We start from the raw sequence: 26,477 nt of genomic DNA, 5'->3' as shown, positions 1-26,477 counted from the left end.
TCGGCACGTAAAGACGCATAGGGTTCTGACTTTTGGAGCGACACTTTCCTCTCGCGCTTGCGAAATAATCGGCCTATATCCGCCGCATGTCCGCACCTCCAGAAACGCCCGCCGCCCCCGGAAAGCCGCACTTCGCCGAATTCGTCACCCTGATCGCCTCCCTGATGGCGCTGGGCGCGCTCGGTATCGACGCCATGCTGCCAGCTCTGCCGGTCATCGGTGTTGATCTCCACGTTCAGGTCGAGAACCACCTGCAATGGATCGTCTCGATCTATTTCCTCGGCATGGGTATCGGCCAGCTCTTTTTCGGAGTGATGTCCGACTGGCTCGGCCGCAAGCGTGTGCTGATCGGCGGCGTGCTGTTGTTCGTTATCTTCGGCCTGATCGCCGCGGCGACCAAGAACTTCGCCTTTCTGCTGGTTATCCGTCTGCTTCAGGGCCTCGCCGTCGCCACCACCGGCGTGGTGACTCGCTCGCTGATCCGCGATCTCTACAGCGGCCCGCAAATGGCCAAGGTCATGTCGATCAGCTTCGTCGTCTTCCTGCTGGTACCGATCCTGGCGCCGAGCCTTGGCCAGTTGGTGCTGACCTTTTTGCCATGGCGCGCCATCTTCCTGATCATGGCCGGCCTCGGCATGGCCACCGTAATCTGGGCGTGGCTGCGCCTGCCGGAAACCCTGCAACCGGCCGATCGCCGCCGGCCCGACCTGGCGCACCTCAAGCGTGTCGCCTACTTCGTCGTTACCGAACCGGGCTCAATCTTCTATGCCTTCGCCATCACCTTCCTGATCGGATCGCTACTCGCCTACGTCGCGCTGATGCCGCAGATTTTTGAAGACGTCTTCCACAAACCGCACCTGATGGCCGGCGTGTTCGCCGCCTGTGCCGCGTCCATGGGCGTCGCCTCGGCGCTCAATGCCTTTCTGGTCGAGCGCATCGGCGTCAAGCGTATTTCGCACACCGCCCTCACCGCCTTTATCGTTGTGACCGCCATCCATCTGGCCTGGGCCCTTGCCGGACTTGAGACCATTGTGAGCTTTATGATCCTGCAATCGCTAACCATGGGCCTGATGTCGCTCTCGACCTCCAACTTCTCCGCCGTGGCCATGGAGAAGGTCGGGCATGTTGCCGGCACCGCCGCCTCACTGCAAGGCGTGATCACCACAGTCGGGGCCGCTATTGTTTCCGGCCTGATCGGTAACGGCTGGACCGGCCACATCTACTGGCTGCCGATGGCCGCGCTTGGCTGCGGCATCATCGCGCTCAGCCTGGTGGCCATCAGTGAAAAAGGTAAACTCTACCGCAACACCTGACAAGGGCGCAAAATGGCCTTGCCAGAACAAAGCTTTGCGCATATACCTTGCATAACAAAGTAGTTGGCAATGAAAGGCCCGCCTTGGCTCCTTCCACGGAAAAGACACCCGAAAGCCGCCGCACCCAGATGTACAAGGGCGTGCTGGAACTGGCGCTGATGAGCCTGCTTCAGGATGGCGCGCAATACGGCCTGAAGATTCTCGACGTGCTGCACGAAGAGGCCGGGCTCGATCTGTCCGAAGGCACGCTCTACCCGCTGCTGCACCGCCTGGAAAAGGCCGGGATGATCAAGGCCGACTGGCGCCACGAAGAAGGCGCCAGCCATCCGCGCAAATATTATGCCCTGACCGCCGCAGGTGCCACCGAACTGAAGGCGCAGGGCGATATCTGGCTCGACATGACCGACAGGCTGAACGCTTTTCTGAAAAGGGGGAAATGATATGGGCGCACAAGATAAAAGCGATATCGAAACCTGGCTGGGCTATCTCGAAGATGTGCTAACGCCCCTGCCCGCCAGTGAGCGCGAGGACATTGTCGTTGAGGCCCGCGCCCATCTGGAGGAACGCATCGAGGCCGGTTTGAGCGCCAGTTCGGCTCTGGCCGGTTTCGGCAAGGCCGAGCACTACGCCCGCGCCTTTCTGGATGATCACAAGCTGAATACCGCGCTCGACAGCAAGCGTAGCATGACCATGCTCAAGACCCTGATTTCGGTCGCCGGTCAAAGTCTGATCGCCACGCTGGGCCTGATCGGCTTTCTCGTCTTTGGCGTCACCACCCTGGCAGCCATCGCCTGCATCCTGCTCAAGATCGCCCGGCCGGAGATGGTGGGCCTGTGGATCGCCCCCGACGTTTTCGTTCTGGGCGCCGCGGCCACACGACCAGCCGCGCCCGAAATGCTGGGTAACTGGGTTTATGTGGTGCTGGCGGGGTTGGTCTTTTTCGACGCCCTGCTGGCGCGTTTCAGCCTGGTGCTGGCCCTCAAGGGCCTGAAAGGCCAAGCCGACCGGGAATAATTTATTCAACAGAGGGAGGGGCATATGCGTAATTTTTTTCTGATGTTAACCGCCTTGATGGGGTTGGCCGCACCTGTTTGCGCCGAGGAAGCTGCAGGCGACTGGTCCGGGACGCTCGGCAATATCCGCGTTGGGCTTCATCTTACCAAAGACTCCGATGGTCACTACGCCGGCTTCATGCAGAGCCTGGATCAGGGCGGCGTCAAAATCCCGCTTGATTCCATCGCCGCCACACCGGATACGCTCGCCTATCATGGCGTTAATGCCAAGCTCGGGGTGGATGGCCGCTACGAAGGACACTGGGACGATGCCCAAAAGGCCTGGGTCGGCAATTGGCGCCAAGGGGGTCTAGTTCCCCTCACCTTCAAGCGCACCGCGACCGCCGACATGCCCGTTGCCAGGCGTCCGCAGGAAGAAGCGATTGCGGCGAACCCGCACCCCTTTCCCTCAGAAGACGTCGGTTTCGACAATGCGAGCGCCGGCGTGAATCTGATGGGCACCTTCAGCAGGCCGGTCGGCGCCGGCCCCTTTCCCGCCGTCGTCTTGATCGGCGGCACAGGACAAAACACGCGCGATGAGGAGGGCTACGGACAAAAGGCATTTGTCGTGCTGGCCGATGCGCTCAATCGCGCCGGCATCGCTGTCCTGCGCTACGATAAGCGCGGCGCCGGCCAATCAACCGGCGATTATGACGCGGCCACCACGGCTGATTTCGCGGCTGATGCCGAAGCCGCCGTTACCTATCTCGCCAGCCGTAGCGATGTCGATCCGAAACACGTCGGCCTTGTCGGCCATAGCGAAGGTGGCATCATCGCCCCGATCGTGGCGGGTCATCTGCCTTCCGTGTCCTTCGCTGTGCTGATCGCCGGCGTTACCGTGCCGGGAGATCAGGCGGCTCTTCTCCAGCTTGAAGCGCTTGATCGCGCCAATGGTAAAAGCGAGACCGAAATCTGGAAAGAACTAGCGCTACTCCAGCAGGCTTATGCCGTAATTCGTGCTTCAAAAAATCCGGAAGACGCCCGGACACAACTGACAGCCGCCGCTCGCCCCCTTATCGAAAGCGGCGCCTACAGCCAGTCGCAGGCGGACGACACCATTGCTCTGTTCACCAGCCCGTCGCGGTACTGGTTGCTGCGCTACGATCCTGCGGCAGACCTGCAAAATGTCCACATCCCTGTTCTGGCCATTTATGGCACGCTCGATCTTCAAGTGCCGCCTGCCGGCCACGTCCCCGCCCTGCGTGCGGGCCTGAAAGACAATCCGGACGTAACCATCGTCGAACTGCCAGGCCTCAACCACCTGCTCCAGCACGCGACGACCGGCGCACCTGCCGAATATGCCCTGATTGAGGAAACGATTGCGCCGGAGGCCCTCAAGGCCATCACAGAATGGGTGACGCGGCATACGACCCCCTAAACGACCCGTGGACTCCCGCCGAAGCGTTGGCGGGAGTCGCTAAACTGGCCGCCTGACCAGGCATATAGGTCAGGCGGTCTTTTTCCATTTGGCAAATGGACAACCCAGATGTGTTAGCCATATATAATAGACTACCGCTATGGGGGAAAATCACATGAAGACGTTATGGGTTCTGCTGGGTGTCGCCGCGCTCCTCCTGATGTCCATGCCGACATTTGCCGAAGAGGCTGCCGGTGACTGGGGCGGTCTGTTGATGGGGCAGCTTCATGTCATCGTCCACATCAGGAAAGATGGTGGCCAGTACAGCGCCACCCTTGAAAGCCCGGATCAGGGCAAGTTCGTCCTCCCGGCGGATACCGTGACGACCACGCCCGATCACCTCGCTTTCGCGATCGTCAAGATCAACGGCAGCTACGATGGCAAGTGGGACGAAGCGAAACAGGCCTGGATCGGCACCTGGACTCAAGGGCAGGCCATGCCGCTCGTGCTCAAACGGCTGGTCGACGGCAAGGTCGTCGCCGAGGCTCCCAAACGCCCGCAGGAAGAGGCGATCATGGCGGCCCCGCGCCCCTACACCTCTACCGAGGTCATTTTTGACAGCGTGGCCGGCGTCAGGCTAACCGGCGCCTTCAGCGCGCCGGATGGCAAGGGCCCCTTCCCTGCCGTCGTGCTGATCGCTGGCTCAGGTCCGCACACGCGTGACGAGGATGTTGCTGGCCACAAGGTTTTTATGGTGCTGGCGGATGCGCTTAATCGTGCCGGCATCGCCGTGTTACGCTATGACAAGCGCGGCATGGGCCAGTCCACCGGCGACTATGCCCGTGCGACCACGACGGACTTCGCCGCCGATGCCGACGCCGCCGTTACCTGGCTGACACAGCGGCCGAAGGTCGATCCAGCCCATATCGGCCTCATAGGTCATTCCGAAGGCGGATTGATCGCCCCCGCCGTCGCCGTTCATAATCCCTCAGTCAGTTTTGTTGTCCTGATGGCCGGCCCAGGACTGCCCGGTGACCAGATCCTGCTGATGCAACAAGCCGCCATCGCCCGCGCCTCCGGAGAGTCAGAAACAAACATTTCCGCCAGCCAAAAGACGAATAAAGCGGTCTATGACATGATCAAATCGGCGCAAAGCCTCGAAGACGCCAAGACAAAGGCAGCTGCTATGGCCGTCGAAATCGCCACTGATCGCAAGATACCCCTGGCAGAGATTCAAACCGGCCTCGCCCCGATCACAACCCCCTGGTTTTACGAATTTATCCGCTCCGACCCGCGGCCAAGTCTTGAAAAGGTCAAGCCGCCGGTGCTGGCGATAAACGGTGCGCTGGATATGCAGGTGCCGCCAAAAGAGGATCTGGCGGCCATCAAAGAGGCTTTAAAAAACAACACGGATGCGACGACTATCGAACTGCCGGGGCTTAACCACCTGTTCCAGACGGCAAAAACCGGTTCACCTTCTGAGTATATTGAGATCGAGGAAACCCTGTCGCCGGTGGCCCTTAAAACCATCACTGACTGGGTGAAAGCACACAGCCGTTAGGGCTTTTTCAGTTCGGCCTCCAGCCATTCCATATCCTCGTCGCTGAGGCCGAAATGATGGCCCGCTTCGTGGATCAGGATATGGCAGACCAGATCAGTCAGAGTGACCCCGCCATCGGCCCATTCATCGAGTATAGCCCGGCGGAACAGGTGGATCATCGGCGGCAGGTCGCCTGTCACCGATTCAAGTCCAGCCGGATTACCGGTATAAAGCCCGGTCAGTTCGTAGGCATCTTCAATACCAAGAACATCGAGCATCTCTTCGGACGGGAAGTCCTCGACAATCAGCACCACGCCTTGCAGATGGCCCGCAAACGGTTCGGGCAGACGTGTGAGGGCTGCGCGCGCGAGTGCTTCTATGTCGTCAAGTGAGGGCGAAAAACCGAACTGGCTCATTCGGCAGCAGTTTTTGTGCTGTCTTCCGGATGGATTTCGACGGCCTTCTCGCCATCCCACTCAACCCAGTATTGGCCTAGCTTGCGCTTGCGGTCCGTGGCCTTGTCAACAGCACGCTGCAAGGCATTCAGCCCTTCATCAGCCCATTGGGTCAACTCTACAGTCTTCATGTCTTAAGTCCTGCATGACGGCTGATATGCTCGTAAAGAGCTTGATTGACGATAATAAAATCATCGCCCGCCTGCTCAAAATCTTATTGACCCGCTCGTCGCCATTCATAAGGCAGACGCATCTATCCACTCTCATTCTATAATCATTGAGCAGATTGTGCAAACTACGCGGAAAGCGCCGCTCAATATCAACGGCGGGAATGTCGTGGCCGCCATGCGCCACACGCTCAGCCACACGCTTTTTCGATAGGCTTACATCTGGAAGAGCGAGGTAATACAGGTCGACAGACCAGCCGTAAGCCTTCAACCGATCTATAAGCTTGAGATAACCCCGACCGGACAAAGTGGTTTCAACAGCGAAATCCTCTTGAGACCGGATTTGCGCTTCAACTTCAGTCAAAAATAATCTGCCCGCCTTCACAGCCTGCGTTTCAGGCGCAAAGGGTGATAAGCCAGACGCGATCATGTCGGCATTAATGAAGCGCATGACGCGCGCTTCATTCGGTAGATATTCCAAAGCGAATGTGGTTTTTCCCGCACCATTAGGGCCTGCAATGATCAGGCACCTGGGCATAGCTGTCTCCTTCTGGCCGAAAATCGTGAGATTTGAGACCAGTGGCAGGAGGCTAGCGCCGCCCGTATACCAATACGGGCCAGCGACGCCGACGCACCAATGGGCCAAAGACCGCGATTTTTAAGCTTCGATGTCTTCGGGCAGGCCGACCACATGGAAACCGGCATCGACGTGAACGACTTCGCCAGTGGTCGAGAAGCCGAGATCAGACGCCAGCCAGAGGGCTGCGCCCGCCACGCCTTCCATCGAGGTTTCCTGCTTCATCAGCGAGAACTGACCCGACTTGGCGTGCAAGCCGCGGCCGCCGGAGATACCGGCCAGCGACAGGGTGCGCATGGCGCCGGCCGAAATGGCGTTGACACGGATGCCCTTGGGGCCCAGATCGCGGGCGATATAGCGTGTGGAAGCTTCAAGTGCGGCCTTGGCCACGCCCATGGTGTTGTAGTTCGGGATAACGCGCTCGGCGCCAAGATAGGTCAGCGTGATCAGCGAACCGCCGTTCGGCATCAGTTCGGCGGCACGACGCGATACGTCGACGAACGAGAAGGCCGAGACGTTGAGCGCCAGCAGGAAGCCCTCGCGCGTGGTGTTTTCGACGAACGAGCCTTGCAGTTCGTTCTTGTTGGCGAAGGCGACCGAATGGATGACGAAATCGATCTCGCCAAAGATGTCCTTCAACTTGGCGAAGGCAGCGTCCATCGACTCATCCGAGGTCACGTCGCACTCGATCAGGTGCTTGACGCCGATCGATTCGGCCAGCGGGCCGACTCGGCGCAGCAGGCTTTCCCCCATATAGGAGAACGCCATGTCAGCGCCTTGCGCGGCAAGTTGCGAGGCGATGCCCCAGGCGATGGACTTGTCGTTGGCAACGCCCATGACAAGGCCCTTCTTGCCCTTCATGAGGTCGCCCTTGGGGAAGTTCCATTCGTCAGCCATGGGGTAGTCCTTATAAATCAGTCTGGGCCAAAGGATTTGCAGAGCAAATCCGTCTATAAATCTTCTTGAGAAAGTATGATCGAGCCGTTGGTGCCGCCAAAGCCGAACGAGTTCGACATGATGGTGCCGATTGGACCGTCATGACGCTTGCGCAGGATCGGCATACCGTCGAACGCCGGATCGAGATTATCGATATTGGCGCTTTCGGCAGCGAAACCGTTCTGCATCATCAAAAGGCAGTAGATGGCTTCCTGCGCACCGGCAGCGCCCAAGCTGTGACCGGTCAGGGACTTGGTCGAGGAAATCATCGGCATGTTGGCGCCAAAGACATCGCGCACCGCGCCCATTTCCTTCTCGTCACCCACCGGTGTCGAGGTGCCGTGCGGATTGAGATAGTCGATCTTGCGGCCCTTCGCTTCGGCCATAGCGATCTTCATGCAGCGCGCCGCGCCTTCGCCAGAAGGGGCCACCATATCATAACCGTCAGAATTGGCGGCGTAACCGACGACTTCGGCGATGATGTTGGCGCCGCGTGCCTTGGCGCGCTCATATTCTTCCAGCACCACCATGCCAGCGCCGCCGGCGATGACAAAGCCGTCACGATCACGGTCATAGGCGCGTGAAGCGACCGCCGGACGATCGTTGAAGTTCGACGACATGGCGCCCATGGCGTCGAACATGTCGGACAGCGTCCAGTCGAGCTCTTCGGTGCCGCCGGCGAACATCACATCCTGCTTGCCGAGCATGATCTGCTCTGCTGCCGCGCCGATACAGTGCACCGAGGTAGCGCAGGCCGAGGAGATCGAATAGTTGATGCCGCGGATTTCAAACCAAGTCGCCAGAACAGCCGACGGGCCGGACGACATGGCCTTGGGCACGGCGAATGGCCCGATGCGCTTGGGCGAGGTCTTCTCGCGGGTGATATCCGCCGCCGCTACGATGGCGCTGGTGGAAGGGCCGCCGGCGCCGAAAATGATGCCGGTGCGCTCATTGGAAATATCGGACTTATCCAGACCGGAAGACGCGATCGCCTGATCCATGGCGATGTGACCATAGGCCAGACCCGGCGACAGGAAGCGCGCAGCACGACGGTCGATCAGCGCTTGCCAGTCATCGATTTTTGGAGCGGCGTGCACCTGGCACTTGAAGCCAAGACGTGCATAATCTTCGGCGGCGACGACTCCGGAGCGTGCTTCCTTGAGGGATTGCGTGACCTCATCGGCACCAAGGCCGATGGAAGAGACAATCCCCAGTCCTGTAATCACGACTCTACGCATGTAATATCCTACTCTTAGCCCTGTGGCGAATAACCAATGCGGTCCCTTATGCGTGGAACCTGCTGTGCCTAACCCAGTTCCTTGGCGTCAAACAAACCGACGCGCAGACCGGACGCCTGATAGATAAGCTTGCCATCAGCCTCGACAACCCCGTCAGCGATGCCCATGATCAATTTGCCCGACATGACACGCTTCATGTCGATCTTGTAGGTAACCTTTTTCACCGCGTTCGTGACCTGGCCGGTGAACTTCACCTCGCCGACGCCAAGGGCGCGGCCACGGCCGGGATTGCCCTTCCAGCCCAGGAAGAAGCCGACGAGCTGCCACATGGCGTCAAGGCCGAGACAGCCCGGCATGACCGGATCACCGATGAAGTGGCAGGCGAAGAACCAGAGTTCGGGGGTGATGTCGAGTTCGGCCTCTATATAGCCCTTGCCGAAAGCGCCGCCGGTGTCGGCGATCTGGACGATGCGATCGAACATCAGCATCGGCGGGGCGGGAAGCTGGGCATTGCCCGGACCGAACATATCGCCGCGTCCGCAGGACAGCAGGTCTTCATACGAAAAGGATGAGGGGCGTTCGGTCATCAGCAAAAAAGCTCCGCAGCATAGGTTCGCCTCACTGTAGGCGCGTTCCCCATGCGTGTAACATTAAAAAATGATGCGTTACACGAGCCCGCGCTTTGGCTCAACCCTTTTGAGGCTTTTTATGGCCGCCCCACGCGTCTTTCTCATGCCGTTTCAGGCTTTATTTGTTGGTGAAGGGATCGGGGCGCTTGCAGACGGCCACGTCCTGCGTGCCCCAGAGCCCCTGCTCCGGCACCCAGCCGGTCTTGCCGGCGGCCGAGATCCGGCACCAGTTCTTCTTGCACTTGTCGAGCGAGGCCAGCGACTTCGGTCGCAGGATGGCCTGCGCATCGGACGCCTCATCGGGACTCTTGCGTAAGGTCAGCTTCTGCCCCGCTGGGCTCATCACGTTCTTGGCCGTGCGCAGCATGGTGCGGCTGACCCAGGCGACATTGCCATCCGGATCGCAGATCAGGCGCCATTCGCGCGTCTCAGAAATGATCTGAACCGGCAGACCCGACACGCGATAGGTCCAGACGACGCGGTTCTCCTTGCTCGGCCCGTTGCGCGCATAAACCTCATTGCTTTTCAGCATGGCCCAGCGTGGCAGCGGCAGGTTGGACGGCGTGTTGTAGACCTCATCCTCGGCCAGGGCCGCCGCCGGCATGACGACCAGCATAACAGCGCACATGGCAAGCCACAGCCCGGCCTTGCCGCCGCGTAATCTGCGAAAAGGCCAAAACACTTGAAAAGCGGCGCGCAAAGCGTTTATGTCGGGGAAACGAAGCGCGGCTTGGCCTTTGGCTTGGGGATGACGCATATCGGATATAACTGTTACGGAGGAGGACGGCTGTAAGTGCGGCCAGGCCAAAGGCCGGTCGCGGCAAGCCGCCATGATGTCCCGCAAGGGTTCAGATTTGGTTAATGGAATGCTAACCGCGTTCCAAAGAAAAACGGGCGAACACGCCCGGCGGCAGCCAAGGCCTGAGGGAAAGGGTCCGAATCTGCCGACGATAACGCTTCAAAACGAATAAAGGCATAGATGAGCACTGCAAAACTCAAGGTCATCCTCACCATCAAGCTGCCCGACGCGGTCGAGACGCGGATGCGCGAGTTGTTCAACACCACCCTGTGGCTGTTCATGTCGCCGATGCCACGCGACCGCATGATCGAAGCCGCACGCGATTGCGACGTGCTGGTGACCTCGATCAACGATCCGATCGATGCCGAATTTTTCGCCAACTGTGGCGACCGCCTCAAGATGATCGCCAATTTCGGCGTCGGCTACGATCATATCGATATCAACGCCGCCACGGAAAAAGGCATCATGGTCACCAACACGCCGGGCGTGCTGACCGAGGATACCGCCGAAATGACCATGGGCCTGATCATGGCCGTGTCGCGCCGCTTCGTCGAAGGCGCTGAACTGGTGCAGAAGGGTGAGTTCTCCGCCTGGTCGCCCACCTTTATGCTGGGCCGCCGCATCTTCGGCAAACGCCTGGGCATCATCGGCATGGGCCGCATCGGTCAGGCCCTGGCCCGACGCGCCCGCGCCTTCGGCATGAGCGTGCACTATCATAACCGCAAGCCGGTGTCAGCGCGGGTGTCCGATGAACTGGGCGCCACCTACTGGGACGATCTCGACCAGATGCTGTCACGCATGGACGTCGTGTCGATCAATGCGCCGGGCGGCGCCGGCACCCACCATCTGCTGAATACCGAACGGCTGTCGAAGCTGCAGCCGCACGCCATTCTGGTCAATACGGCGCGCGGCCAGATTGTTGATGAACGGGCCCTGGCCGCCATGCTGCGCAACAAGCAGATCGCCGGCGTGGGGCTCGATGTCTATGAACGCGAGCCGGCGATCAATCCGGAACTGATCGGCCTGCCCAACGCCATCCTGCTGCCGCATATGGCCTCCTCCACCATCGAGGCGCGTCAGGATATGGGCGACCGGGTGATCCTCAACATCAAGACGCATCAGGACGGCCACCGTCCGCCCGACCGCGTTATTCCGGCGATGCTGTAATACTTGTACCTCCCCACCTATGGTGGGGAGGGGGACCGCGCCGCCCTTGCGGCGTGGTGGTGGGGTTTCTTGTTTTCTTTCTTATTAAAAAAGTTTTTCACAGGTTTCCGCAAATAGGCACTTGCATTGAAAACGACCTTCCGTCTATAAGGCCGACCTCGCGGTGAGGCAAACACCTCACCAACGGATGCAAGCGGGCGTAGCTCAGCGGTAGAGCGCGACCTTGCCAAGGTCGATGTCGAGAGTTCGATCCTCTTCGCCCGCTCCAATCCTCTTCTTGAGGATATGGAACACAAATAAAAAGCAGCCCTCGTGGCTGCTTTTTGCGTTTGGGCCTAAAGCTTCATAAAGCTCAGCACTTCAAACAAAGCCGACTTGCCCGACGGAGCGACCATGGCGGCGCCCTCGAAACAATCCAGCGCATCGCCCAGGAAGACAATAAGCTCCTCCTCGGTTAAGCCCCGTTTAACCTGGCAACCTCATCGCAATTTTACACCCCGCCCCCTAGCTATGTCGGCTTGCATAAAAGGAGCGATAGATGGACCTCGATCAGGAGATAGACGGCGTATTCAAGAAGCTCGACCAGCGCTTGACCGATCCGGATGTGGCCTGCGCCGCCCTCAAGCAATTGATCCGCACAGACCTGCTCAGCTTCACCACAGGTCCGCAGATCGGCGACATGTACGATTTTATCGAGACCCTGTTTCAGCACGGGGCGGGCCTTTCCAGCCACCGTATGAAGGCCGCGCTCAAGGCCGAGGTGCATAAGATCCGCAGCCAATATGCGCGTAAACCCGCTGCCACCATCTGGCTGTAGACGCTCCCCTTGACATTTTATGGCGGGCCAGCGTTTAAGAGCCGCCATGCTTAGCCTTATAAGACAAGAAAAGAACCTGCTGATCGGCGCCATCATGGCCGCGATCGCCTTTTCGCTCGAACACACCATCCTCGAACTCGGACAGGTCGCGTCGCTCATCGCCGGCCTGACCCTGATCGGCGTCATCATCATGGTGTCGCTGCGCGTGGCCCACCATGCCGAGGTGCTAGCGGAAAAGGTCGGCGAACCCTACGGGACCATGATCCTGACCCTGTCGGCCGTACTGGTCGAGGTCATCATCCTGATCATGATGCTGAGCCATACCTCTTCGCCAACGCTGGCGCGTGACACCATCTATTCGGCGGTCATGCTGGATATGAACGGCATCCTTGGCCTCGCCGCTATCCTGGGCGGCCTGCGCTACGGTGAGCAGCCCTACAATGTCGATTCCGGCAACACCTATGTGGTCATGATCATGACCGGCATGGGCGTGTCCATGATCGTGCCGGAGTTCATTCCACAGGATCACTGGCGCATCTATTCGGTCTTCACCATCGGAATCATGCTGCTGCTTTACAGCGTTTTCCTGCGCCTCCAGACCACGCGCCACAGCTATTTCTTCAGCTACAGCTATGCCGGCACGGGTGATGCCGACCACAAGCACACCGGCAGCGCGCGCGTTTCCGGCACCTTTTTGATCGTCGGCGTCGTGCTGATCGGCGCCCTGGCCGAGGTCATGGCCAAGACCATGGATACGGGCCTGAGCGGCACCGGCGTGCCGCCGATCGTGGCCGCCCTTCTGGTCGCCACCATCTCGGCCAGCCCGGAAATTCTCACCGCCCTGCGCGCCGCCCTGGCCAATCGGATGCAGCCCGTGGTCAATATCGCGCTCGGCGCCTCGCTCTCGACCGTCATCCTGACCGTGCCGGCCATCGAGATCATGGCCCTGATGAACAACCAGCCGATCCATATGGCACTCACGCCGGTGCAGACGGTAATGACGGCGCTGACGCTTCTGGTGGCGAGCATTAATCTCAACGATGGCGAAACCAATGCCATCGAAGGCGCCACGCACTTCGTGCTGTTCGCCACCTTCCTGATGCTGTCCTTACTCGGCGTGTAGTGGCCCGCCGCTGCTCGTGCGGCGTTCCCTTGAGCGTAATGTAATTCGCCTCTTTGTCTTAAGCGGTTGCCATGCCACTGTGTTCCGGCAAGATTATGCCGGTTGGCCCGAAGACGCAGGCACGGAACTTGCTGTCATACGGCTGACGGGCCGCGCCTGTAGCAGAATGGCGCGCCGGCGGTAGGGGTTTTGAGGTAGGGTTGTTGTATGTTGTTGCAGAATGAGCATGATCTGATCGCGCTGCTTGGGGTCGCGGCTTTCATCCTGCTCGCCCTGTCGATCATCGGTGGCGTGATTGCCTCACTGAAGTCATTTCAGGTCCGTCAGTTTCAGGATCTTTTGTTCAAGGCCGAACGCAAGATCGACACCCTGGAACGCCGCATGTTCAACGTGCTCAATGCCGTGCCGGTGGCCCTGGTTGAAACCGATGTCAGCGGCAAGTTCACCTTCGCCAACAAGACCGCGCACCAGCTTCTCGGCCGCAAGGATTCCGAGCTGATCGGCCTGCGTTTCCATTCCGCCACCTGGGGCATCGCCTACCCCGATGGCCGCGTCATTCCCGCCGACCTCATGCCGATCGCCCGCACCTTGCGCGGCCAGACGGTCAAGGGCTTCCAGCACCTGCTGACCAATCACGGCAGCCACGAAAAAGTGCTGGTCAGCGTCACCTCCATGCCGATCATGAACGGCGCCGGCGAGGTCATCGGCTCGACCTCGGCCATGGTCGAACTCGAAACCTCTTCCGGCGAGGGCGTGGACGATCTGAACGGCCTGTGGCGCGGCCACTGGTTCGCCGCTTCTACCCTTCCCTTCTGGGGCCTCGATACCAAGGCGCAGATCGTCGATATCAACAACGCCGCGCTCGATGCCTTCGATCTCAAGCGCGAGCAGGCGCTGGGCCAAAACTGGACGCAGTTCTTCGTCGATGACGCTGATTTCCAGAAGGCGGTCGATTATCTTGGCGAGTTGCAGGACGAAGCCTCGCCGCATACCCAGATTTCGCTCACCCTGACCCTGAAAACGCCGGGCGGTGAGCCTCAGCCGGCCACGGTTACCGCCTGGCTGGTCCGCACCCACGAAGGCGGCGAGCGCGGCCTGACCGTTATGGCCATGCCCGGCATTTCCGCGCCGCGCATCGCCCCTGTGTCCACGCTCAATGACGATGACGCGCAGGAACTGACCGACCACCGCCTTGCTGAAGACGCCCGCGCCGCGCTCGGCGTCGGCACCTGGCAGTATGATGCCGAGGCCGATACCATTGTCGAGGACGCCGGCATGATGGCGCTGATTGGCCGTGACTATGTCGGTGGCCCCACCCTGATTTCCGAGGCCGATCAGGCCTTGGCCAATGTCGCCTTCACCCAGCTTATGTCGGGCGAAAGCGATCATCTGGCGCTCGATATCCAGGTGACACGCAAGGACGGCTCAGTGCGCTGGATCGCGATCGAAGGCCAGTCGAAGATCGTGGACGGCAAGAAGCAAATCTACGGCGTCGCCTTCGATTGCACAGCATGGAAACAGACAGAAGCCCCTGCGGCCGCGGTCGAGCCCGTTATTCAGACGACCGGCATTACCGAAGCCGAGCTTGAAGCCGCCGTGCTCAAGGCGCGCGAAGAAGCGCATGAAGCCGCCCTCGCTGAGGCCCGCAACCAGCACGCGGCCGAACTGGAAGCCGCGCGTCTCGCAGCCGTCCGTGAACATGATCTGGCGCTTGCCCAAGCTGTGGCCGAGGCTGTAGCCGCCGCCCGTGCCAAGGCCCTTGAAGAGGCCCCGACGCCCTATGAGTGGCAGGCGCCTGTGTCCCTGCCCGATCCCGTCATCGTCCATGAACCCGATCCGCTGGTGGTGGCCGAGAACGCCGCGCTCAAGGCGCAACTTGATGCCGCGAAAAGCGATCTCGAACAAGCTGAGAGCCGCCACAGCGCGCTTCAACTACAACTAGATGAGATCATCTTCGCCAAGCCGGTGGCCGTGCCCGAGCCTGAACCTGTCGATACACAGCGCCTTGCCGAGATGAGCGCCGAACTGGACATGGCCCGCGCGGCCCAAGCCGCCCTTGAAAGCGAACTCGACGCTCTGCGCAATACACCCGCGCCACAACCCGATTACAGCGAGCACGAAGCGCGCAATGCCCGCCTGCAGGCCGAGCTGGAAACCCTGCAAAAGCAGCAGGTCGAGTTGGCCCGCCGCTATCAGGCCCTGGCGGAAACGCCGGCGCCGGCGCCGGATTACAGCCAGCACGAGGACCGCATCCAGGCTTTGCAATCGGCGCTCGAACAGGTGGCCGTGCGTCATACCGATCTGCAGGCCAAACACGAGGCCCTGCTCAATACGCCGGCGCCGGAGCCCGATGTCAGCGCCTGGGAGGCCAAGCTGGCCGCGGCGCAGCACGATATCGTCAAGTGGCAGGCGGCCTATGACGACGCGCAAGGCAAGCTGGCGGCGATGCCGGTGGTCGATCACGCTGCGCTGGAAACGCGCCTGAGCGATCTGGAGACCCTGCTTACCAAGTCGCAGGCCAAACAGGCCGAAATGACCGCCCGCGTCGATCAGCTTAACGAGGCTTTGGGCCATGCCCAGCGCTTTGAGACTGTGGGACGTCTGACCGGCGATGTGGCGCAGGATTTCGCCCAGATGCTCGGCGTCATCAACGGTGCGCTGGAAATCATGGCGCGACAGGGCGATAGTCCGGAAAGCATCCGCCGCCTGTCCGAAGCCGCTTTAGTTGCCGGCAAGCGCGGCGAACGCCTGACCCGCCAATTGCAAGCCTTCCAGTCGGAAGAGTTCTAATAAATCGGTAGCCTTTGGCCGGGATCATCAAGTAAGATATAATCTCTTTGCACCTCACCGCCTTTTCGGGGTTTGGCGTCAGCGAAAGTATAGCTTTCGCAAGCCATGGGACCGCACGAGCCGCGTAGCGGTGAGATGTGGCGGTGGTAGGTTTTCTTGCTTTTACGCGCGCAGGTTCATGGCACGGTTCGGTTTCAAGGCAGAGGATTTGCGGCTGTGGGCGCTGGTGACAGCGACCGTGCGGCCGCACAAACCGACGCGCACGCCGGAGCTTAAAGAGGACGCCAAAACCGAAACAGTGCGCATCGCCGATATGCCGGGTGAAATGACCGCGGCCAAACCTGCGCCAGCGCCGTTGACACCCTTCAAACTCGGCCAATCGCTGAAACCCACCGGCGGCTTCACCATCACCCGCGCCGCCGACTATGCCCCCGATCCGATCGAGCCGAAACGCAAGCGCCGCATCAGCCGCGAACGCGATCCGATCGAGGCCCGCCTTGATCTTCATGGTCTCAATGCCTTCGCCGCCGAAGCGCGTCTCAAGGCCTTTGTGCAGCAGGCCTATGCCAATGATTATCGCGCCATCCTGGTCATCACCGGCAAGGGTATATCGGAAACCGGCATCCTAAAACGCTTTGCGCCCGAATGGCTGGCCGACCCGGCGCTCGGCCATATCGTCGCCGGCATCAGCCAGGCCCACGCCCGCCATGGCGGCACCGGCGCGCTTTATGTGGCGCTTAAGCGGAGAAGCTAGTTGTTAAAAGCTGTATTTCTCGCGTGCATAAGCTTCGGTCACGGTTTGATACCGAACTGGTCCGCCCCCATGCATTTCACCATTCGGATAAGACTTTTCAACAAACTCACCCGTTTGCTCACGCAAAAACAGTTGTTCCCAATCAGAACTGTCTGACTCCAGCAGCTTTAAATCTACTGGCGCCGACATCAGATCAGTCCCTTTTCAGTCGCCAGCGCCTTCAGCGACACCTGCGAACGCGGGCCATAGTGGCCGATCACTTCCGCCGCCGCCAGTGAGCCCAACTGACCGCAGACCGTGACGTGCAGGCCTTGCGTCAGACCAAACAGCACGCCTGCGGCATATTGGTCACCGGCGCCGGTGGTATCGACCACCTTATCGACCGGCGAGGCGGCGATGGTGTGGATATCATCGAGCTTGGCCACCACCGAACCTTCGGCGCCGCGCGTCACGAAGGCGAGTTCGGTCTTGCCGCGCAGATAACGCAGCGCCTTGAAGAAGTCGTCGGTCTGAAAAAGGGCCAGCAGTTCGGTTTCGTTGGCGAAGACCAGATCGATATGGCGGTCGATAAAGGCCAGCAGGTCATCACGCCAGCGATTGACGACAAAGCCATCCGACAAGGTGATGGCGGTCTTGCGTCCTGAAGAGCGCGCGACCTGCGCCGCCTTGGCGAAGGTTTCCCGGCCCGACGGCGTATCGAAGAGGTAGCCTTCCAGATAGGTGATCTGCGACGCCTTGATGATCTCCTCGTCGAGGTCTTTCGGGCTGATCAGCGCGGCGGCGCCCAGGAAGGTCGCCATGGTGCGCTGGCCATCGGGCGTGACATTGATCAGGCAGCGGCCGGTCGGGGTCGGGTCATCGTGCAGGACCGGGGTGCGGAACTCCACGCCCATCTTTTTCAGATCCTTGCTGAAAAATTCACCCAGGCCGTCATGCGCCACCTTGCCGACATAGGCGCACTTGGCGCCGAAGGAGGCCGCGCCAGAAATAGTATTGCCGGCCGAACCGCCCGAGGCCATCTCGCTGTCGGCCATGGCTTCCGACAGGCTGAGCGCGCGATGCGTGTCGATCAGGGTCATCGAGCCCTTGTGCAGATCATGCTTGCTCAGGAAGCCGTCATCGGAAGGGGCGAGCACATCGACAATGGCATGTCCAACGGCGGTGATGTCATATTCGATGGTCATGGCAGGGGGCCTCAGAAATCAGTTGATATGGCGTAACCTAATGATCAATAAAGAGTCCATGAGCAAGCGTATTCTGATCCTGACACCGAATCCTGACCATCCGTCGCACCATGGCCGCTGGCCCTATGTGCTCGATGCCTATCGCGAGGCCTTGGCCGGCATCGACGCCGAGATCTTCGATCAGCCATGGTCCGAACCGATCGCGGAGGATTTTGACCTCATCCTGCCGCTGGTGGCCTGGGGTTACCATAACGCGCCCAACAGCTTTATCGGCGCCATGACGGCCATGGGCGCCGCCGAGCGCCGCGTCTTCAATCCGCCGGAAATCGTGAGCTGGAACGTCGACAAGCGCTATCTGCGCGATCTCGCCGAGGCCGGCGTGCGCATCATCCCTACCCTCTTCACCGAGGGCGTCACAGATGAGGATGTGGCGCGCGCCCGTGCCGATTTCGGCCAGAAGGCGCTTGTGCTCAAGCCGGCGATCTCGGCCGGCGCCAAGAACACCCTGATCTGGGAAGGCGAGGCGCTTTCTGAATTGAAGAGCGACGTGCGCGACGTCGAGGACAAGAAACTGGCGGTTCCGGTCGGGCCAGCCATGATCCAGCCCTTCATGCCGGCGATCCGTTCCGAAGGCGAATGGTCGCTGATCTTTTTCGTCGGCGAGTTCTCCCACGCCGTACTGAAAACGCCGAAGTCCGGTGACTTCCGCTCCCAGCCCGATTACGACGCCCATCTGCGCGCCCTGACGCCGCCGCCGGAAGCCCTGGCCCTGGCGCAATCGGCCATCGACTTCATCGGCCGCGACCGCCTGCTCTATGCCCGCGTCGATATGGTGCGCGCCGAGGACGGCGGCTTTTGCCTGATGGAACTGGAACTGATCGAGCCCGATCTCTACCTGACCTATGATCTTGAGGCCTCCATGCGTTTCAAGGACGCGGTCGAGAGCGCGATGCTGGTGTGCGGCTGTTCGAGCGACCACCATGTTCATTGAGACCGAACGCCTGGTGCTGAAACCGCTGGCTGCGACCGATTACGAGGCGCAGTGCGCCCTGTGGCGCCAGCCCGATGTCTATCGCTATATCACCGGCAAGCCTATGGACCGCGAAACGGTCTGGCTGCGGCTACTGCGCGATATCGGTCACTGGCAGGTCTTCGGCTTCGGCAACTGGTCGGTGCGCCTGAAAGACACGGATCAGCATATCGGAGTGGTCGGTGTGTTCGACTACAAACGCGCCATCGCCCCCCCCCTGGAGGCGCCTGAATCTGGCTGGGTATTCGATGCCGGATTTCACGGCAAGGGCTATGCTTCGGAGGCACTCAGCGCTGCGCTTAACCATGCCGATACAGCGCTGAACATGCCGCGACTCCAGTGCATGATCAGCTATGAAAACGACGCCTCGCTGAAACTGGCGCTCAAATGCGGTTTCAGGCCCTTGCGTGAAAGCGTGTTCCACGGCGAAACAATCGGCGTGTTGGAGCGGCACCGACCTTAAAAAATCTTCACGCTCTGCAGCTTGACAAGTTTCACGTTTAGTTATTTAGATAATTAGCTAATTGAAATTACGCAGAGAGTTACGATGCCAAACTTTGAAAATATCGACCGCATCGATCTTACCAAAGAGGCCGGCGCCTTGGATGGCAAGGTGGTCTATGTGCCGGTCAAGTCGCTGTTTCTGCTGAGCATGTATGCCGCCACGACCTGCGGCCTGATCTATTACCTGCGCTGGGATACAGTTCTGCTGTTCGCCATCAAAACCGTCGCGGTCCTGCTGTTGGGGCATAGCGTCGGGATGCACAGGCGCCTGATACACAAGAGTTTCGCGTGTCCGCTCTGGCTGGAACGCCTGCTCGTTTATTTCGGCACTCTGACCGGGCTAGGCGGGCCTTTCGCCATGATCCATACCCACGATTTCCGCGACTGGGCACAGCGACAGACACGGTGTCACGATTATTTCGCGCACCGCCAACCCATGCTGATCGATGCGCTCTGGCAGATGCACGGCGACATTCGTCTGGCAAAACCGCCACACCTGACCATCGAACCCGAAGTCGCCAACGATCCGTTTTATCGCTTCATCGATCGCCACTGGATCGCCGTCCACCTGCCCTGGGTTATCGCTTTTTACCTGATCGGTGGCTGGGCCTGGGTCATCTGGGGTGTCTGCGCACAGATCGCCACCACGGTTACCGGCCACTGGCTGATCGGCTATTTCGCGCATCAGGCACATGAAGATGACTGGCAGATCAAAGGCGCCGGTGTGCAAGGCCGCAATGTCCATCTTACCGGCCTGATCACCATGGGCGAAGGCTGGCACAACAACCATCACGCCTTTCCCGGATCTGCGCGCATCGGAATCTATAAGGGCCAGAGCGATCCCGGCTATCGCTTTATCAAGATTTTGGAAGCGCTGGGTCTGGCATGGAATATCCGGGTGGCCAAGGATTTGCCGCATCGTCCACAACTCCAGTGGGCTGAAGGGGCTCAGCCTCACTTCAAGCCGGATGTGAAACTATGCCCATCGCTTCAGTGGATTGGCAGACAGACGCATCTGCGATCTTAGACCAGAGGCGTAAACTCGACGCCGATCTTGGGACACAAATCCCGCACGATGCAGATCTCACACTTAGGCTTACGCGCCACGCACACATAGCGGCCGTGCAGGATCAGCCAGTGGTGCGCGCGGGTCAGCCAGGGCTTCGGGATGACCTTCACCAGGACGGCCTCCACCTTGTCCGGTGTATTGGCGCTGGCATCGACCAAACCCAGTCGGTGCGAAACGCGATAGACATGGGTGTCGACCGCGATGGCCGGCTCGATATCCAGTTCATTGAGCACCACAGACGCCGTCTTGTTACCCACGCCCGGCAGGCTGAGCAAGGCCGCGCGATTGAGTGGGATATCACCATCATACTGCGCCAGCAGAATGCGGCACATCTCCATGACGTTCTTCGCCTTGTTGCGATAGAGCCCGATGGAGCTGATCATCCGCATCAGTTTGTCTTCACCAAGCGCCAGCATATCCGCCGGATTGTCGGCGATGGCGAACAGCGGCGCCGTCGCCTTGTTGACCGCCACGTCCGTGGTCTGGGCCGATAGCGCCACGGCCACGGTGAGCGTGAACGGGTTGACGAAGTTCAGCTCCGTCTTCGGGTCCGGCTTGTCCTGCTCGAAACGTTCGAACAACTGACGGATCAGTTCAGGATCAACCTTGCGGCGTTTGGCGGCCTTGGGCGCGCGCTTCGTGGTTTTCATCGGGCAACTTCAACATTACATAGGATCGGCACTATGCCCGATTCCGTGAAAGCTTGTCATGACCTCTGTTCTTTTCGTCTGCCTTGGCAATATCTGCCGTTCACCGCTGGCCGAGGGCATTTTTCGCGCCCATGTGGCGGCGGCGCGGCTTGAGAACCGCTTTACCATCGATTCCGCCGGCTGCGGCGGCTGGCACAGCGGCGAATTGCCCGACAAGCGCTCTATTGCTACGGCGGCGCATCACAGCATCGATATTTCCGACCAGCGCGCCCGGCAAATCCAGGTCGGTGATTTCGATCGTTTCGACCCGATCCTTGGGCTCGACCGAGACAATGTCCGCCATCTGGAAACCATGCGGCCGGAAGGCGCGCAGGCTCGCGTCGGGCTCTATCTCGAAGAAGCCCTGGGCGTCAAAAAGGATGTGCCCGATCCCTATTACGGCGGCAATTCGCACTTTGAAGAGGTCTATCAACTGTGCGACAAGGCCAGTGCCGGCTTACTAAAATCCCTGACGAGCAACTGAGGTTCCCATGTCTACCCCCGAAGAACTGGCGTTTACCGCCCGAGCCAAAGCGCATATCGATATCTGCAACGCACAGAGCGAACACGCCCATGCCGAGGATGTCGCGCTTTCGGCGCTTTATGCCGCCGCCCGTTACGGCGCTTATCTCTGCCTCAACGGCAATGGCTTCGGCGAACAGATGGCGGCCCGGCGCGCCGAGGCCACCCTCATGTTTGAGGAACAGTTCCGCCAGATGTTTCACGATTGCTACGATGAGTTCGCCAGCAATTTCGAAACGGTGAAGTAGCTACAGAATATAGCGGCTCAGATCAGCGTCTGTGGCGATATCGCCCAGGCGCTTTTTGACGTACTCGGCATCGATCGCCACTTTCTGGCCGGACATATCGGACGCCGTATAGGACAGGTCCTCCATCACCTTTTCGATGACTGTATGAAGCCGGCGCGCGCCGATATTCTCGACCTTGGCATTGACCGTAGCAGCCGCCTCGGCCATGGCCGCGATGGCGCCGTCATCAAAGGTCAGGGTCACGCCTTCGGTCAGCATCAGCGCCTGGTTCTGCTTGATCAGATTGGCTTCCGGTTCGCTTAATATGCGGCGGAAATCATCCTGCGTCAGAGCTTTGAGTTCGACGCGGATCGGCAGGCGGCCCTGCAATTCCGGCAGCAAATCCGAAGGCTTCGACACGTGGAACGCGCCCGAGGCGATGAAGAGGATGTGGTCGGTCTTGACCGGGCCATACTTGGTCGAGACCGTGGTGCCTTCGATAAGCGGCAGCAGATCGCGCTGCACACCTTCGCGCGACACATCGCCGCCGCCGCGATCAGAGCGCGAGGCCACCTTGTCGATCTCATCAAGGAAGACGATGCCTTCGTTCTCGGCCAGCTTCAGCGCTTCGTTGGCGACTGAAATCCTGATCGAGCAGCTTGTCGGATTCCTCGGTGATCAGGTTGGGGATGGCCGATTTAACCGTCGTCTTGATCGTCTTCTTGCGGCCGCCCATGGCTTTCGACAGCATGTCGGAGAGGTTGAAAGCGCCGTTTTGTTGGCCGGGTATCTCCATCATGCCGACGGCAGGGCCCGTGTCGGTTAGGGAGATTTCGATTTCCTTGTCGTCCAGTTCGTTGTTGCGCAGCTTCTTGCGGAAGCTTTCGCGCGTGGCCGGCGCGGCGGTTTCGCCCACCAACGCGTCGATCAGGCGTTCCTCTGCGGCAGCCTCGGCCTTGGCGCGCACGCTCAGGCGGTTCTTGTCCTTGATCATCAGCATGGCGGCTTCCACCAGGTCACGCACGATCTGGTCGACGTCGCGGCCGACATAGCCGACCTCGGTGAACTTGGTCGCTTCGACCTTGATAAAAGGCGCCTGCGCCAGCTTGGCCAACCGGCGGGCGATCTCGGTCTTGCCGACGCCCGTGGGTCCGATCATCAGGATATTTTTCGGCGTGATCTCGTCGCGGATGCTTTCATCGGTCGCCTTGCGGCGCCAGCGATTACGCAGGGCGACGGCGACAGCCTTCTTAGCGTCGTGGTGGCCGATGATGAAACGGTCGAGTTCGGAAACGATCTCGCGGGGAGAGAAGGTGGTCATGTTAGGCACTCAGTTTCGGGTTACGGGACATCAGCGTGACGTCGCCGCGTGTTTCAACAATATCAAAGCCGGCCTTGCGCCAGGCCGATATGGCGCGGTCATTGGCGCTGTGAGGATCCATCAGCAAACGGGTTGCGCCCCTGGCCAGCAGGTCATCGCCGAACTGACGCAGGATCTGCGGGCCAAGCCCCTCGCCGGTCAGCGATACATCACCAATGAACATATCGAGACCCAACGCACCCTCCGGCTGATCGGGTCCGCAAGGAGAAGACTGGATATAGCCGATCGGTCTCTTGCTGAGTTCAATGATAAAGGCTGCGCCGTCATCACTGCCGATCAGGTTCAGCGCGTCATCGACCTCATCCTCCGGGGTCGAGTTGCCTTCCGTCCACCAGGGTTGGATATGCGGTGACGCCATCCAGATCAGGAGCAGACCGGCGTCGCTGTCCTTGAGGGGCCGGAACGTAATCACCCCTCCAGCTTCTCAAGGGTCAGGTGGTCATTGGTATAGACGCAAATGCTGGATGCGATCTTCATGGCCTTGCGGGCGATAAGCTCGGCATCCGGTTCATACTCCAGCAGCGCGCGGGCGGCCGACAAGGCATAGACGCCGCCGGAGCCAATGGCGGCCACGCCGTCTTCGGGTTCCAGCACATCGCCGACGCCGGTGATGGTCAGGATATGGTCCTTGTCGGCCACCAGCAGCATGGCTTCCAGACGGCGCAGATAACGGTCGGTGCGCCAGTCCTTGGCGAGATCGACACAGGCGCGCGCCAGTTGGTCAGGGAAGAGTTCGAGCTTGGCTTCGAGCCGTTCCAAAAGGGTGAAGGCGTCGGCCGTGGCGCCGGCGAAACCGGCGATCACCTTGCCGCCGGCCAGCGTCCGCACCTTGCGCGCGCCGCCCTTGACGATGGTCGCCCCCATCGAGACCTGACCGTCACCGGCGATGACCGTCTTGTTATTTTTACGCACGGCCACGATGGTGGTGCCATGCCAGTTTGGGAAAGGGGAATTGTGTTCGCTCATGCCGCCTTAATTGGCGCTTTTGCACTTGCAGTTCAAGGCCCGTGAGCGCATTTGACGCATTATGCTCCCCAACGAATTTACAGACGATGAAATCGACCGCTATGCCCGCCATCTGGTCCTCAAAGAGATCGGTGGTCAGGGACAGATGAAGCTGAAAGCCGCGAAGGTGGCCCTGATAGGCATGGGGGGCATCGGATCGCCAGCCGCGCTTTATCTGGCGGCGGCGGGAATCGGTACGCTGGGCCTGATCGATGATGACGATGTGAGTTTGAGCAATCTGCAACGGCAGGTGCTGTTCGGTGCGCGCGATATCGGCGCCCCAAAGGTCGAGGCGGCGGCGACCCATCTCAGCGGTCTCAATCCGCATTGCGACTGCCACGTCCATCGTCTGCGCCTGACGGAAGAAAATGCCGCGGACGTCCTGGGCGGCTACGATATCGTGCTCGATGGCTGCGACAATTTCGAGACCCGCCTGCTGGTCAATCGCGTTTGTCATGGTCTGAAAAAGCCACTGGTGTCAGCAGCGCTTGGCCGCTTCAGCGGTCAGTTGGCCACCTTCGACGGTTCGCCCTGCTATCAGTGCCTGGTGCCGGAGATACCGCCCGATGCCGAAACCTGCGAACGCGTTGGCGTGGTCGGCGCTTTGGCGGGTGTCATGGGCTCGCTGGCGGCGCTGGAAACCATCAAGATCATCACCGGTGCGGGCGAAACCTTGCGCGGCAAGCTGATGATCTTCGATGGCCTCGACATGACCTCGCGCATTGTGAAACTGCCGTCCGATCTGGCCTGTCCGGTGTGCGGAAACCATTAAAAACCCCACCGCCACGCCGCACTTGAGGCATGGCGGTGGGGTTTCTGGCCTCACTATTCCCGCCTTGCAAAAATTGTGTCATAAGAAACCAACTAGACACTTGGGAACGAAACGCGCAGGCCAACCGCTTTAGTGGATGCCGCCTGATGACGACGACAACCGGCCAGCTTATCGACAAGGATGGCAAGGACGCTCTTTACCCCACCGTGAAACACACGGTGCTGGAGGATATCTACGCCTTCGCCATCGGCTGCTCGTTCATCGCGCTGGGCATCGTCATGCTCAAGACGGCAGGGCTGACCACCGGCGGCGTGGCCGGCATCGCGCTTCTGGTCTCCTATGTAGCGCCCCTGCCCGTCGGTGTGCTGTTTATCCTGATCAATATTCCGTTTTTTCTGTTTGCCTGGCCCGCCATGGGCAAGCGCTTCATGATCAAGACGGTGATCGTCAATCTCGCCATCATGGGCATGGCCAGTTACGCGCCCTACGCCTTCAAGCTGGAAAGCCTGAACCCCTTGTTCGCAGCCCTTTTCGGCGGCACCATCATCGGCATGGGCATTCTGGCGCTGGCCCGCCATGGCGCCGGCGCCGGCGGCACAGGCGTGCTGGCGCTCTATCTGCAAAAGACGAAAAATATCAACGCCGGCAAGACGCAACTGGCCTGCGACGCCCTGATCATGGCGACGTCGATCCTGATCCTCAATCCGCACCAATTGTTATTTTCGGTGATTTCGGCCGCCGCCATGAGTGGTGTCATGGTCGGATTCCACAAGCCGGAACGCTATTTAGGGCGCTGAAATGCTCAATAACCGGCCAGAGCGCGCAACAAGGCGCCCTGATCGACATAGTTCAGCAGTTCGCCGAACGATGACTGCACGCTGCGATCACCCATCAGATCCTTCAAAGCCTCCTGACCAAGCGCATTGAAAGCGCCGGTGAGGCCCTCCTGTCCGCCGGTCGCGATGGCCGATCTAGCCTCGGCGGAGCAATCACTGCTGATCAGGCGCGTCAGCAGCTTGCCGGTGGCCTTGTAGACCGTCTGGCGCTGAACATCGGTGATCAACGACAGATCGGCCACCTTCGGATGGCGCGCCACGACCGTGAAGGCCCAGCGGATCAGGGTGGTGCGATCCTTCGGCGTGGCCGAGCGCACCAGACAGGCCGACAAGGCCTCGCTGGCCGGATCGGGCGCGGCCTGCACAGCCGGTGCAGCAGTCACAAGCGCCAACGTAACAGCCAGGATTTTCACGGCGTATGTCATCTTCACCTCATGTCAGGATACCAAGATCTTCACTCCGACCGCGCAATGTGGCGGCGATTAGACATTTGCGGCATTATCCGCTATAGACCCGCTCACATCCCGACATTGCCTCCTTTGAA

General features: G+C 60.1%; 30 protein-coding genes, 1 tRNA gene and 1 pseudogene. 18 read left to right on the top strand and 14 right to left on the bottom strand.

Annotated elements, in window-relative coordinates; all coding sequences use genetic code 11:
* Positions 1–86 precede the first annotated feature (86 nt).
* From ABQ278_RS03515 to ABQ278_RS03495, 5 genes are all read left to right on the top strand, one after another.
* Positions 87–1,313, top strand: coding sequence for a multidrug effflux MFS transporter (locus tag ABQ278_RS03515; protein WP_349321231.1), 1,227 nt, complete (start codon positions 87–89; stop codon positions 1,311–1,313).
* Positions 1,314–1,396: 83 nt separating this feature from the next.
* Positions 1,397–1,753, top strand: a complete 357-nt coding sequence (locus tag ABQ278_RS03510) for a PadR family transcriptional regulator (protein ID WP_018081359.1) — start codon at positions 1,397–1,399, stop codon at positions 1,751–1,753.
* A gap of 1 nt (position 1,754) precedes the next feature.
* Positions 1,755–2,327 carry an HAAS signaling domain-containing protein gene (locus tag ABQ278_RS03505; protein ID WP_349321230.1) on the top strand — a complete coding sequence of 191 codons (573 nt, stop codon included), beginning with the start codon at positions 1,755–1,757 and terminating at the stop codon, positions 2,325–2,327.
* Between the two features lie 24 nt (positions 2,328–2,351).
* Complete coding sequence (locus ABQ278_RS03500) at positions 2,352–3,743, top strand: alpha/beta hydrolase (RefSeq protein WP_349321229.1); 1,392 nt, start codon at positions 2,352–2,354, stop codon at positions 3,741–3,743.
* Positions 3,744–3,897: 154 nt separating this feature from the next.
* Positions 3,898–5,283 carry an alpha/beta fold hydrolase gene (locus ABQ278_RS03495; protein WP_349321228.1) on the top strand — a complete coding sequence of 462 codons (1,386 nt, stop codon included), beginning with the start codon at positions 3,898–3,900 and terminating at the stop codon, positions 5,281–5,283.
* Here the strand turns inward: ABQ278_RS03495 and ABQ278_RS03490 are convergent.
* The 7 genes from ABQ278_RS03490 to ABQ278_RS03460 all read right to left on the bottom strand — a co-directional run bounded on the left by ABQ278_RS03490 (position 5,280) and on the right by ABQ278_RS03460 (position 9,892).
* Entirely contained in the window at positions 5,280–5,678 is a 399-nt protein-coding gene (locus ABQ278_RS03490) for a metallopeptidase family protein (RefSeq protein WP_349321227.1), read from the bottom strand. The genes ABQ278_RS03495 and ABQ278_RS03490 overlap by 4 nt on opposite strands.
* Positions 5,675–5,848, bottom strand: coding sequence for a hypothetical protein (locus tag ABQ278_RS03485; RefSeq protein WP_349321226.1), 174 nt, complete (start codon positions 5,846–5,848; stop codon positions 5,675–5,677). Before ABQ278_RS03485 ends, ABQ278_RS03490 begins: the two co-directional genes overlap by 4 nt.
* On the bottom strand, positions 5,817–6,422 hold the full coding sequence (locus ABQ278_RS03480; RefSeq protein WP_349321225.1) for a hypothetical protein: 606 nt from the start codon (positions 6,420–6,422) through the stop codon (positions 5,817–5,819). Before ABQ278_RS03480 ends, ABQ278_RS03485 begins: the two co-directional genes overlap by 32 nt.
* A 120-nt stretch (positions 6,423–6,542) precedes the next feature.
* The gene (locus ABQ278_RS03475; protein ID WP_349321224.1) at positions 6,543–7,358 is read right to left on the bottom strand and encodes an enoyl-ACP reductase; all 816 of its coding nucleotides are present in this window, start codon (positions 7,356–7,358) and stop codon (positions 6,543–6,545) included.
* A 53-nt stretch (positions 7,359–7,411) separates the two neighbouring features.
* Positions 7,412–8,635, bottom strand: coding sequence for a beta-ketoacyl-ACP synthase I (gene fabB / locus ABQ278_RS03470; protein WP_349321223.1), 1,224 nt, complete (start codon positions 8,633–8,635; stop codon positions 7,412–7,414).
* 68 nt (positions 8,636–8,703) lie between these two features.
* On the bottom strand, positions 8,704–9,222 hold the full coding sequence (fabA, locus tag ABQ278_RS03465) for a 3-hydroxyacyl-[acyl-carrier-protein] dehydratase FabA (RefSeq protein WP_023447260.1): 519 nt from the start codon (positions 9,220–9,222) through the stop codon (positions 8,704–8,706).
* A gap of 160 nt (positions 9,223–9,382) precedes the next feature.
* Entirely contained in the window at positions 9,383–9,892 is a 510-nt protein-coding gene (locus tag ABQ278_RS03460; RefSeq protein ID WP_349321222.1) for an SH3 domain-containing protein, read from the bottom strand.
* Positions 9,893–10,243: 351 nt separating this feature from the next.
* Between ABQ278_RS03460 and ABQ278_RS03455 the strand changes: the two genes are divergently transcribed.
* The 6 genes from ABQ278_RS03455 (at position 10,244) to ABQ278_RS03430 (ending at position 16,714) form a co-directional block, all read left to right on the top strand.
* A complete protein-coding gene (locus tag ABQ278_RS03455; RefSeq protein WP_349321221.1) occupies positions 10,244–11,230 on the top strand; it encodes a D-glycerate dehydrogenase in 987 nt (328 codons plus the stop codon).
* Positions 11,231–11,423: 193 nt separating this feature from the next.
* Positions 11,424–11,498 (top strand) — tRNA-Gly (locus tag ABQ278_RS03450).
* A 270-nt stretch (positions 11,499–11,768) separates the two neighbouring features.
* The gene (locus tag ABQ278_RS03445; protein ID WP_349321220.1) at positions 11,769–12,047 is read left to right on the top strand and encodes a hypothetical protein; all 279 of its coding nucleotides are present in this window, start codon (positions 11,769–11,771) and stop codon (positions 12,045–12,047) included.
* Between the two features lie 46 nt (positions 12,048–12,093).
* A complete protein-coding gene (locus tag ABQ278_RS03440; protein WP_349321219.1) occupies positions 12,094–13,170 on the top strand; it encodes a calcium:proton antiporter in 1,077 nt (358 codons plus the stop codon).
* A 207-nt stretch (positions 13,171–13,377) separates the two neighbouring features.
* Positions 13,378–15,960 (top strand): PAS domain-containing protein, encoded by a 2,583-nt coding sequence (locus ABQ278_RS03435; RefSeq protein WP_349321218.1) that lies wholly within the window; start codon positions 13,378–13,380, stop codon positions 15,958–15,960.
* Between the two features lie 178 nt (positions 15,961–16,138).
* Complete coding sequence (locus ABQ278_RS03430) at positions 16,139–16,714, top strand: Smr/MutS family protein (RefSeq protein ID WP_349321217.1); 576 nt, start codon at positions 16,139–16,141, stop codon at positions 16,712–16,714.
* Between the two features lie 3 nt (positions 16,715–16,717).
* Here ABQ278_RS03430 and ABQ278_RS03425 read toward each other — a convergent pair whose 3' ends face one another.
* Both ABQ278_RS03425 and ABQ278_RS03420 read right to left on the bottom strand, forming a co-directional pair.
* Entirely contained in the window at positions 16,718–16,903 is a 186-nt protein-coding gene (locus ABQ278_RS03425; RefSeq protein ID WP_349321216.1) for a hypothetical protein, read from the bottom strand.
* The gene (locus ABQ278_RS03420; protein WP_349321215.1) at positions 16,903–17,898 is read right to left on the bottom strand and encodes an adenosine kinase; all 996 of its coding nucleotides are present in this window, start codon (positions 17,896–17,898) and stop codon (positions 16,903–16,905) included. The genes ABQ278_RS03425 and ABQ278_RS03420 overlap by 1 nt, the downstream gene beginning before the upstream one ends.
* Before the next feature lie 58 nt (positions 17,899–17,956).
* Between ABQ278_RS03420 and ABQ278_RS03415 the strand changes: the two genes are divergently transcribed.
* The 3 genes from ABQ278_RS03415 (at position 17,957) to ABQ278_RS03405 (ending at position 20,459) form a co-directional block, all read left to right on the top strand.
* Positions 17,957–18,889, top strand: coding sequence for a hypothetical protein (locus ABQ278_RS03415; RefSeq protein ID WP_349321214.1), 933 nt, complete (start codon positions 17,957–17,959; stop codon positions 18,887–18,889).
* Positions 18,879–19,391 (top strand): GNAT family N-acetyltransferase, encoded by a 513-nt coding sequence (locus ABQ278_RS03410; RefSeq protein WP_349321213.1) that lies wholly within the window; start codon positions 18,879–18,881, stop codon positions 19,389–19,391. The genes ABQ278_RS03415 and ABQ278_RS03410 overlap by 11 nt, the downstream gene beginning before the upstream one ends.
* 84 nt (positions 19,392–19,475) lie before the next feature.
* Complete coding sequence (locus ABQ278_RS03405) at positions 19,476–20,459, top strand: acyl-CoA desaturase (protein WP_349321212.1); 984 nt, start codon at positions 19,476–19,478, stop codon at positions 20,457–20,459.
* Here ABQ278_RS03405 and nth read toward each other — a convergent pair.
* Positions 20,456–21,151 carry an endonuclease III gene (gene nth / locus ABQ278_RS03400; RefSeq protein ID WP_349321211.1) on the bottom strand — a complete coding sequence of 232 codons (696 nt, stop codon included), beginning with the start codon at positions 21,149–21,151 and terminating at the stop codon, positions 20,456–20,458. The two genes, ABQ278_RS03405 and nth, sit on opposite strands and share 4 nt — an antisense overlap.
* A gap of 58 nt (positions 21,152–21,209) precedes the next feature.
* Between nth and ABQ278_RS03395 the strand changes: the two genes are divergently transcribed.
* Together ABQ278_RS03395 and ABQ278_RS03390 are read left to right on the top strand one after the other, a co-directional pair.
* The gene (locus ABQ278_RS03395) at positions 21,210–21,674 is read left to right on the top strand and encodes a low molecular weight protein-tyrosine-phosphatase (RefSeq protein ID WP_349321210.1); all 465 of its coding nucleotides are present in this window, start codon (positions 21,210–21,212) and stop codon (positions 21,672–21,674) included.
* Positions 21,675–21,681: 7 nt separating this feature from the next.
* Positions 21,682–21,960 (top strand): DUF3144 domain-containing protein, encoded by a 279-nt coding sequence (locus tag ABQ278_RS03390; RefSeq protein ID WP_349321209.1) that lies wholly within the window; start codon positions 21,682–21,684, stop codon positions 21,958–21,960.
* On the opposite strand, the pseudogene hslU reads toward ABQ278_RS03390, so the two are convergent.
* The 3 genes and pseudogenes from hslU to hslV form a co-directional block, all read right to left on the bottom strand.
* Positions 21,961–23,260: pseudogene (gene hslU / locus ABQ278_RS03385) on the bottom strand (ATP-dependent protease ATPase subunit HslU).
* 1 nt (position 23,261) lies between these two features.
* Positions 23,262–23,732: a GNAT family N-acetyltransferase gene (locus ABQ278_RS03380; protein WP_349321208.1), complete on the bottom strand. Its 471-nt coding sequence runs from the start codon at positions 23,730–23,732 to the stop codon at positions 23,262–23,264.
* Positions 23,729–24,286, bottom strand: coding sequence for an ATP-dependent protease subunit HslV (gene hslV, locus ABQ278_RS03375; protein ID WP_349321207.1), 558 nt, complete (start codon positions 24,284–24,286; stop codon positions 23,729–23,731). The genes ABQ278_RS03380 and hslV overlap by 4 nt, the downstream gene beginning before the upstream one ends.
* Positions 24,287–24,347: 61 nt before the next feature.
* Between hslV and ABQ278_RS03370 the strand changes: the two genes are divergently transcribed.
* Together ABQ278_RS03370 and ABQ278_RS03365 are read left to right on the top strand one after the other, a co-directional pair.
* A complete protein-coding gene (locus tag ABQ278_RS03370) occupies positions 24,348–25,097 on the top strand; it encodes a HesA/MoeB/ThiF family protein (protein ID WP_349321206.1) in 750 nt (249 codons plus the stop codon).
* Between the two features lie 146 nt (positions 25,098–25,243).
* Positions 25,244–25,894 carry a YitT family protein gene (locus ABQ278_RS03365; protein WP_018081387.1) on the top strand — a complete coding sequence of 217 codons (651 nt, stop codon included), beginning with the start codon at positions 25,244–25,246 and terminating at the stop codon, positions 25,892–25,894.
* Positions 25,895–25,899: 5 nt separating this feature from the next.
* Here the strand turns inward: ABQ278_RS03365 and ABQ278_RS03360 are convergent, their stop codons facing one another.
* The gene (locus tag ABQ278_RS03360) at positions 25,900–26,358 is read right to left on the bottom strand and encodes a hypothetical protein (RefSeq protein ID WP_349321205.1); all 459 of its coding nucleotides are present in this window, start codon (positions 26,356–26,358) and stop codon (positions 25,900–25,902) included.
* Positions 26,359–26,477 lie beyond the last annotated feature (119 nt).

The organism is Asticcacaulis sp. MM231 (genome assembly GCF_964186625.1).
Taxonomy (GTDB): Bacteria; Pseudomonadota; Alphaproteobacteria; order Caulobacterales; family Caulobacteraceae; genus Asticcacaulis.
This window is presented reverse-complemented; position numbering and strand designations above follow the sequence as displayed.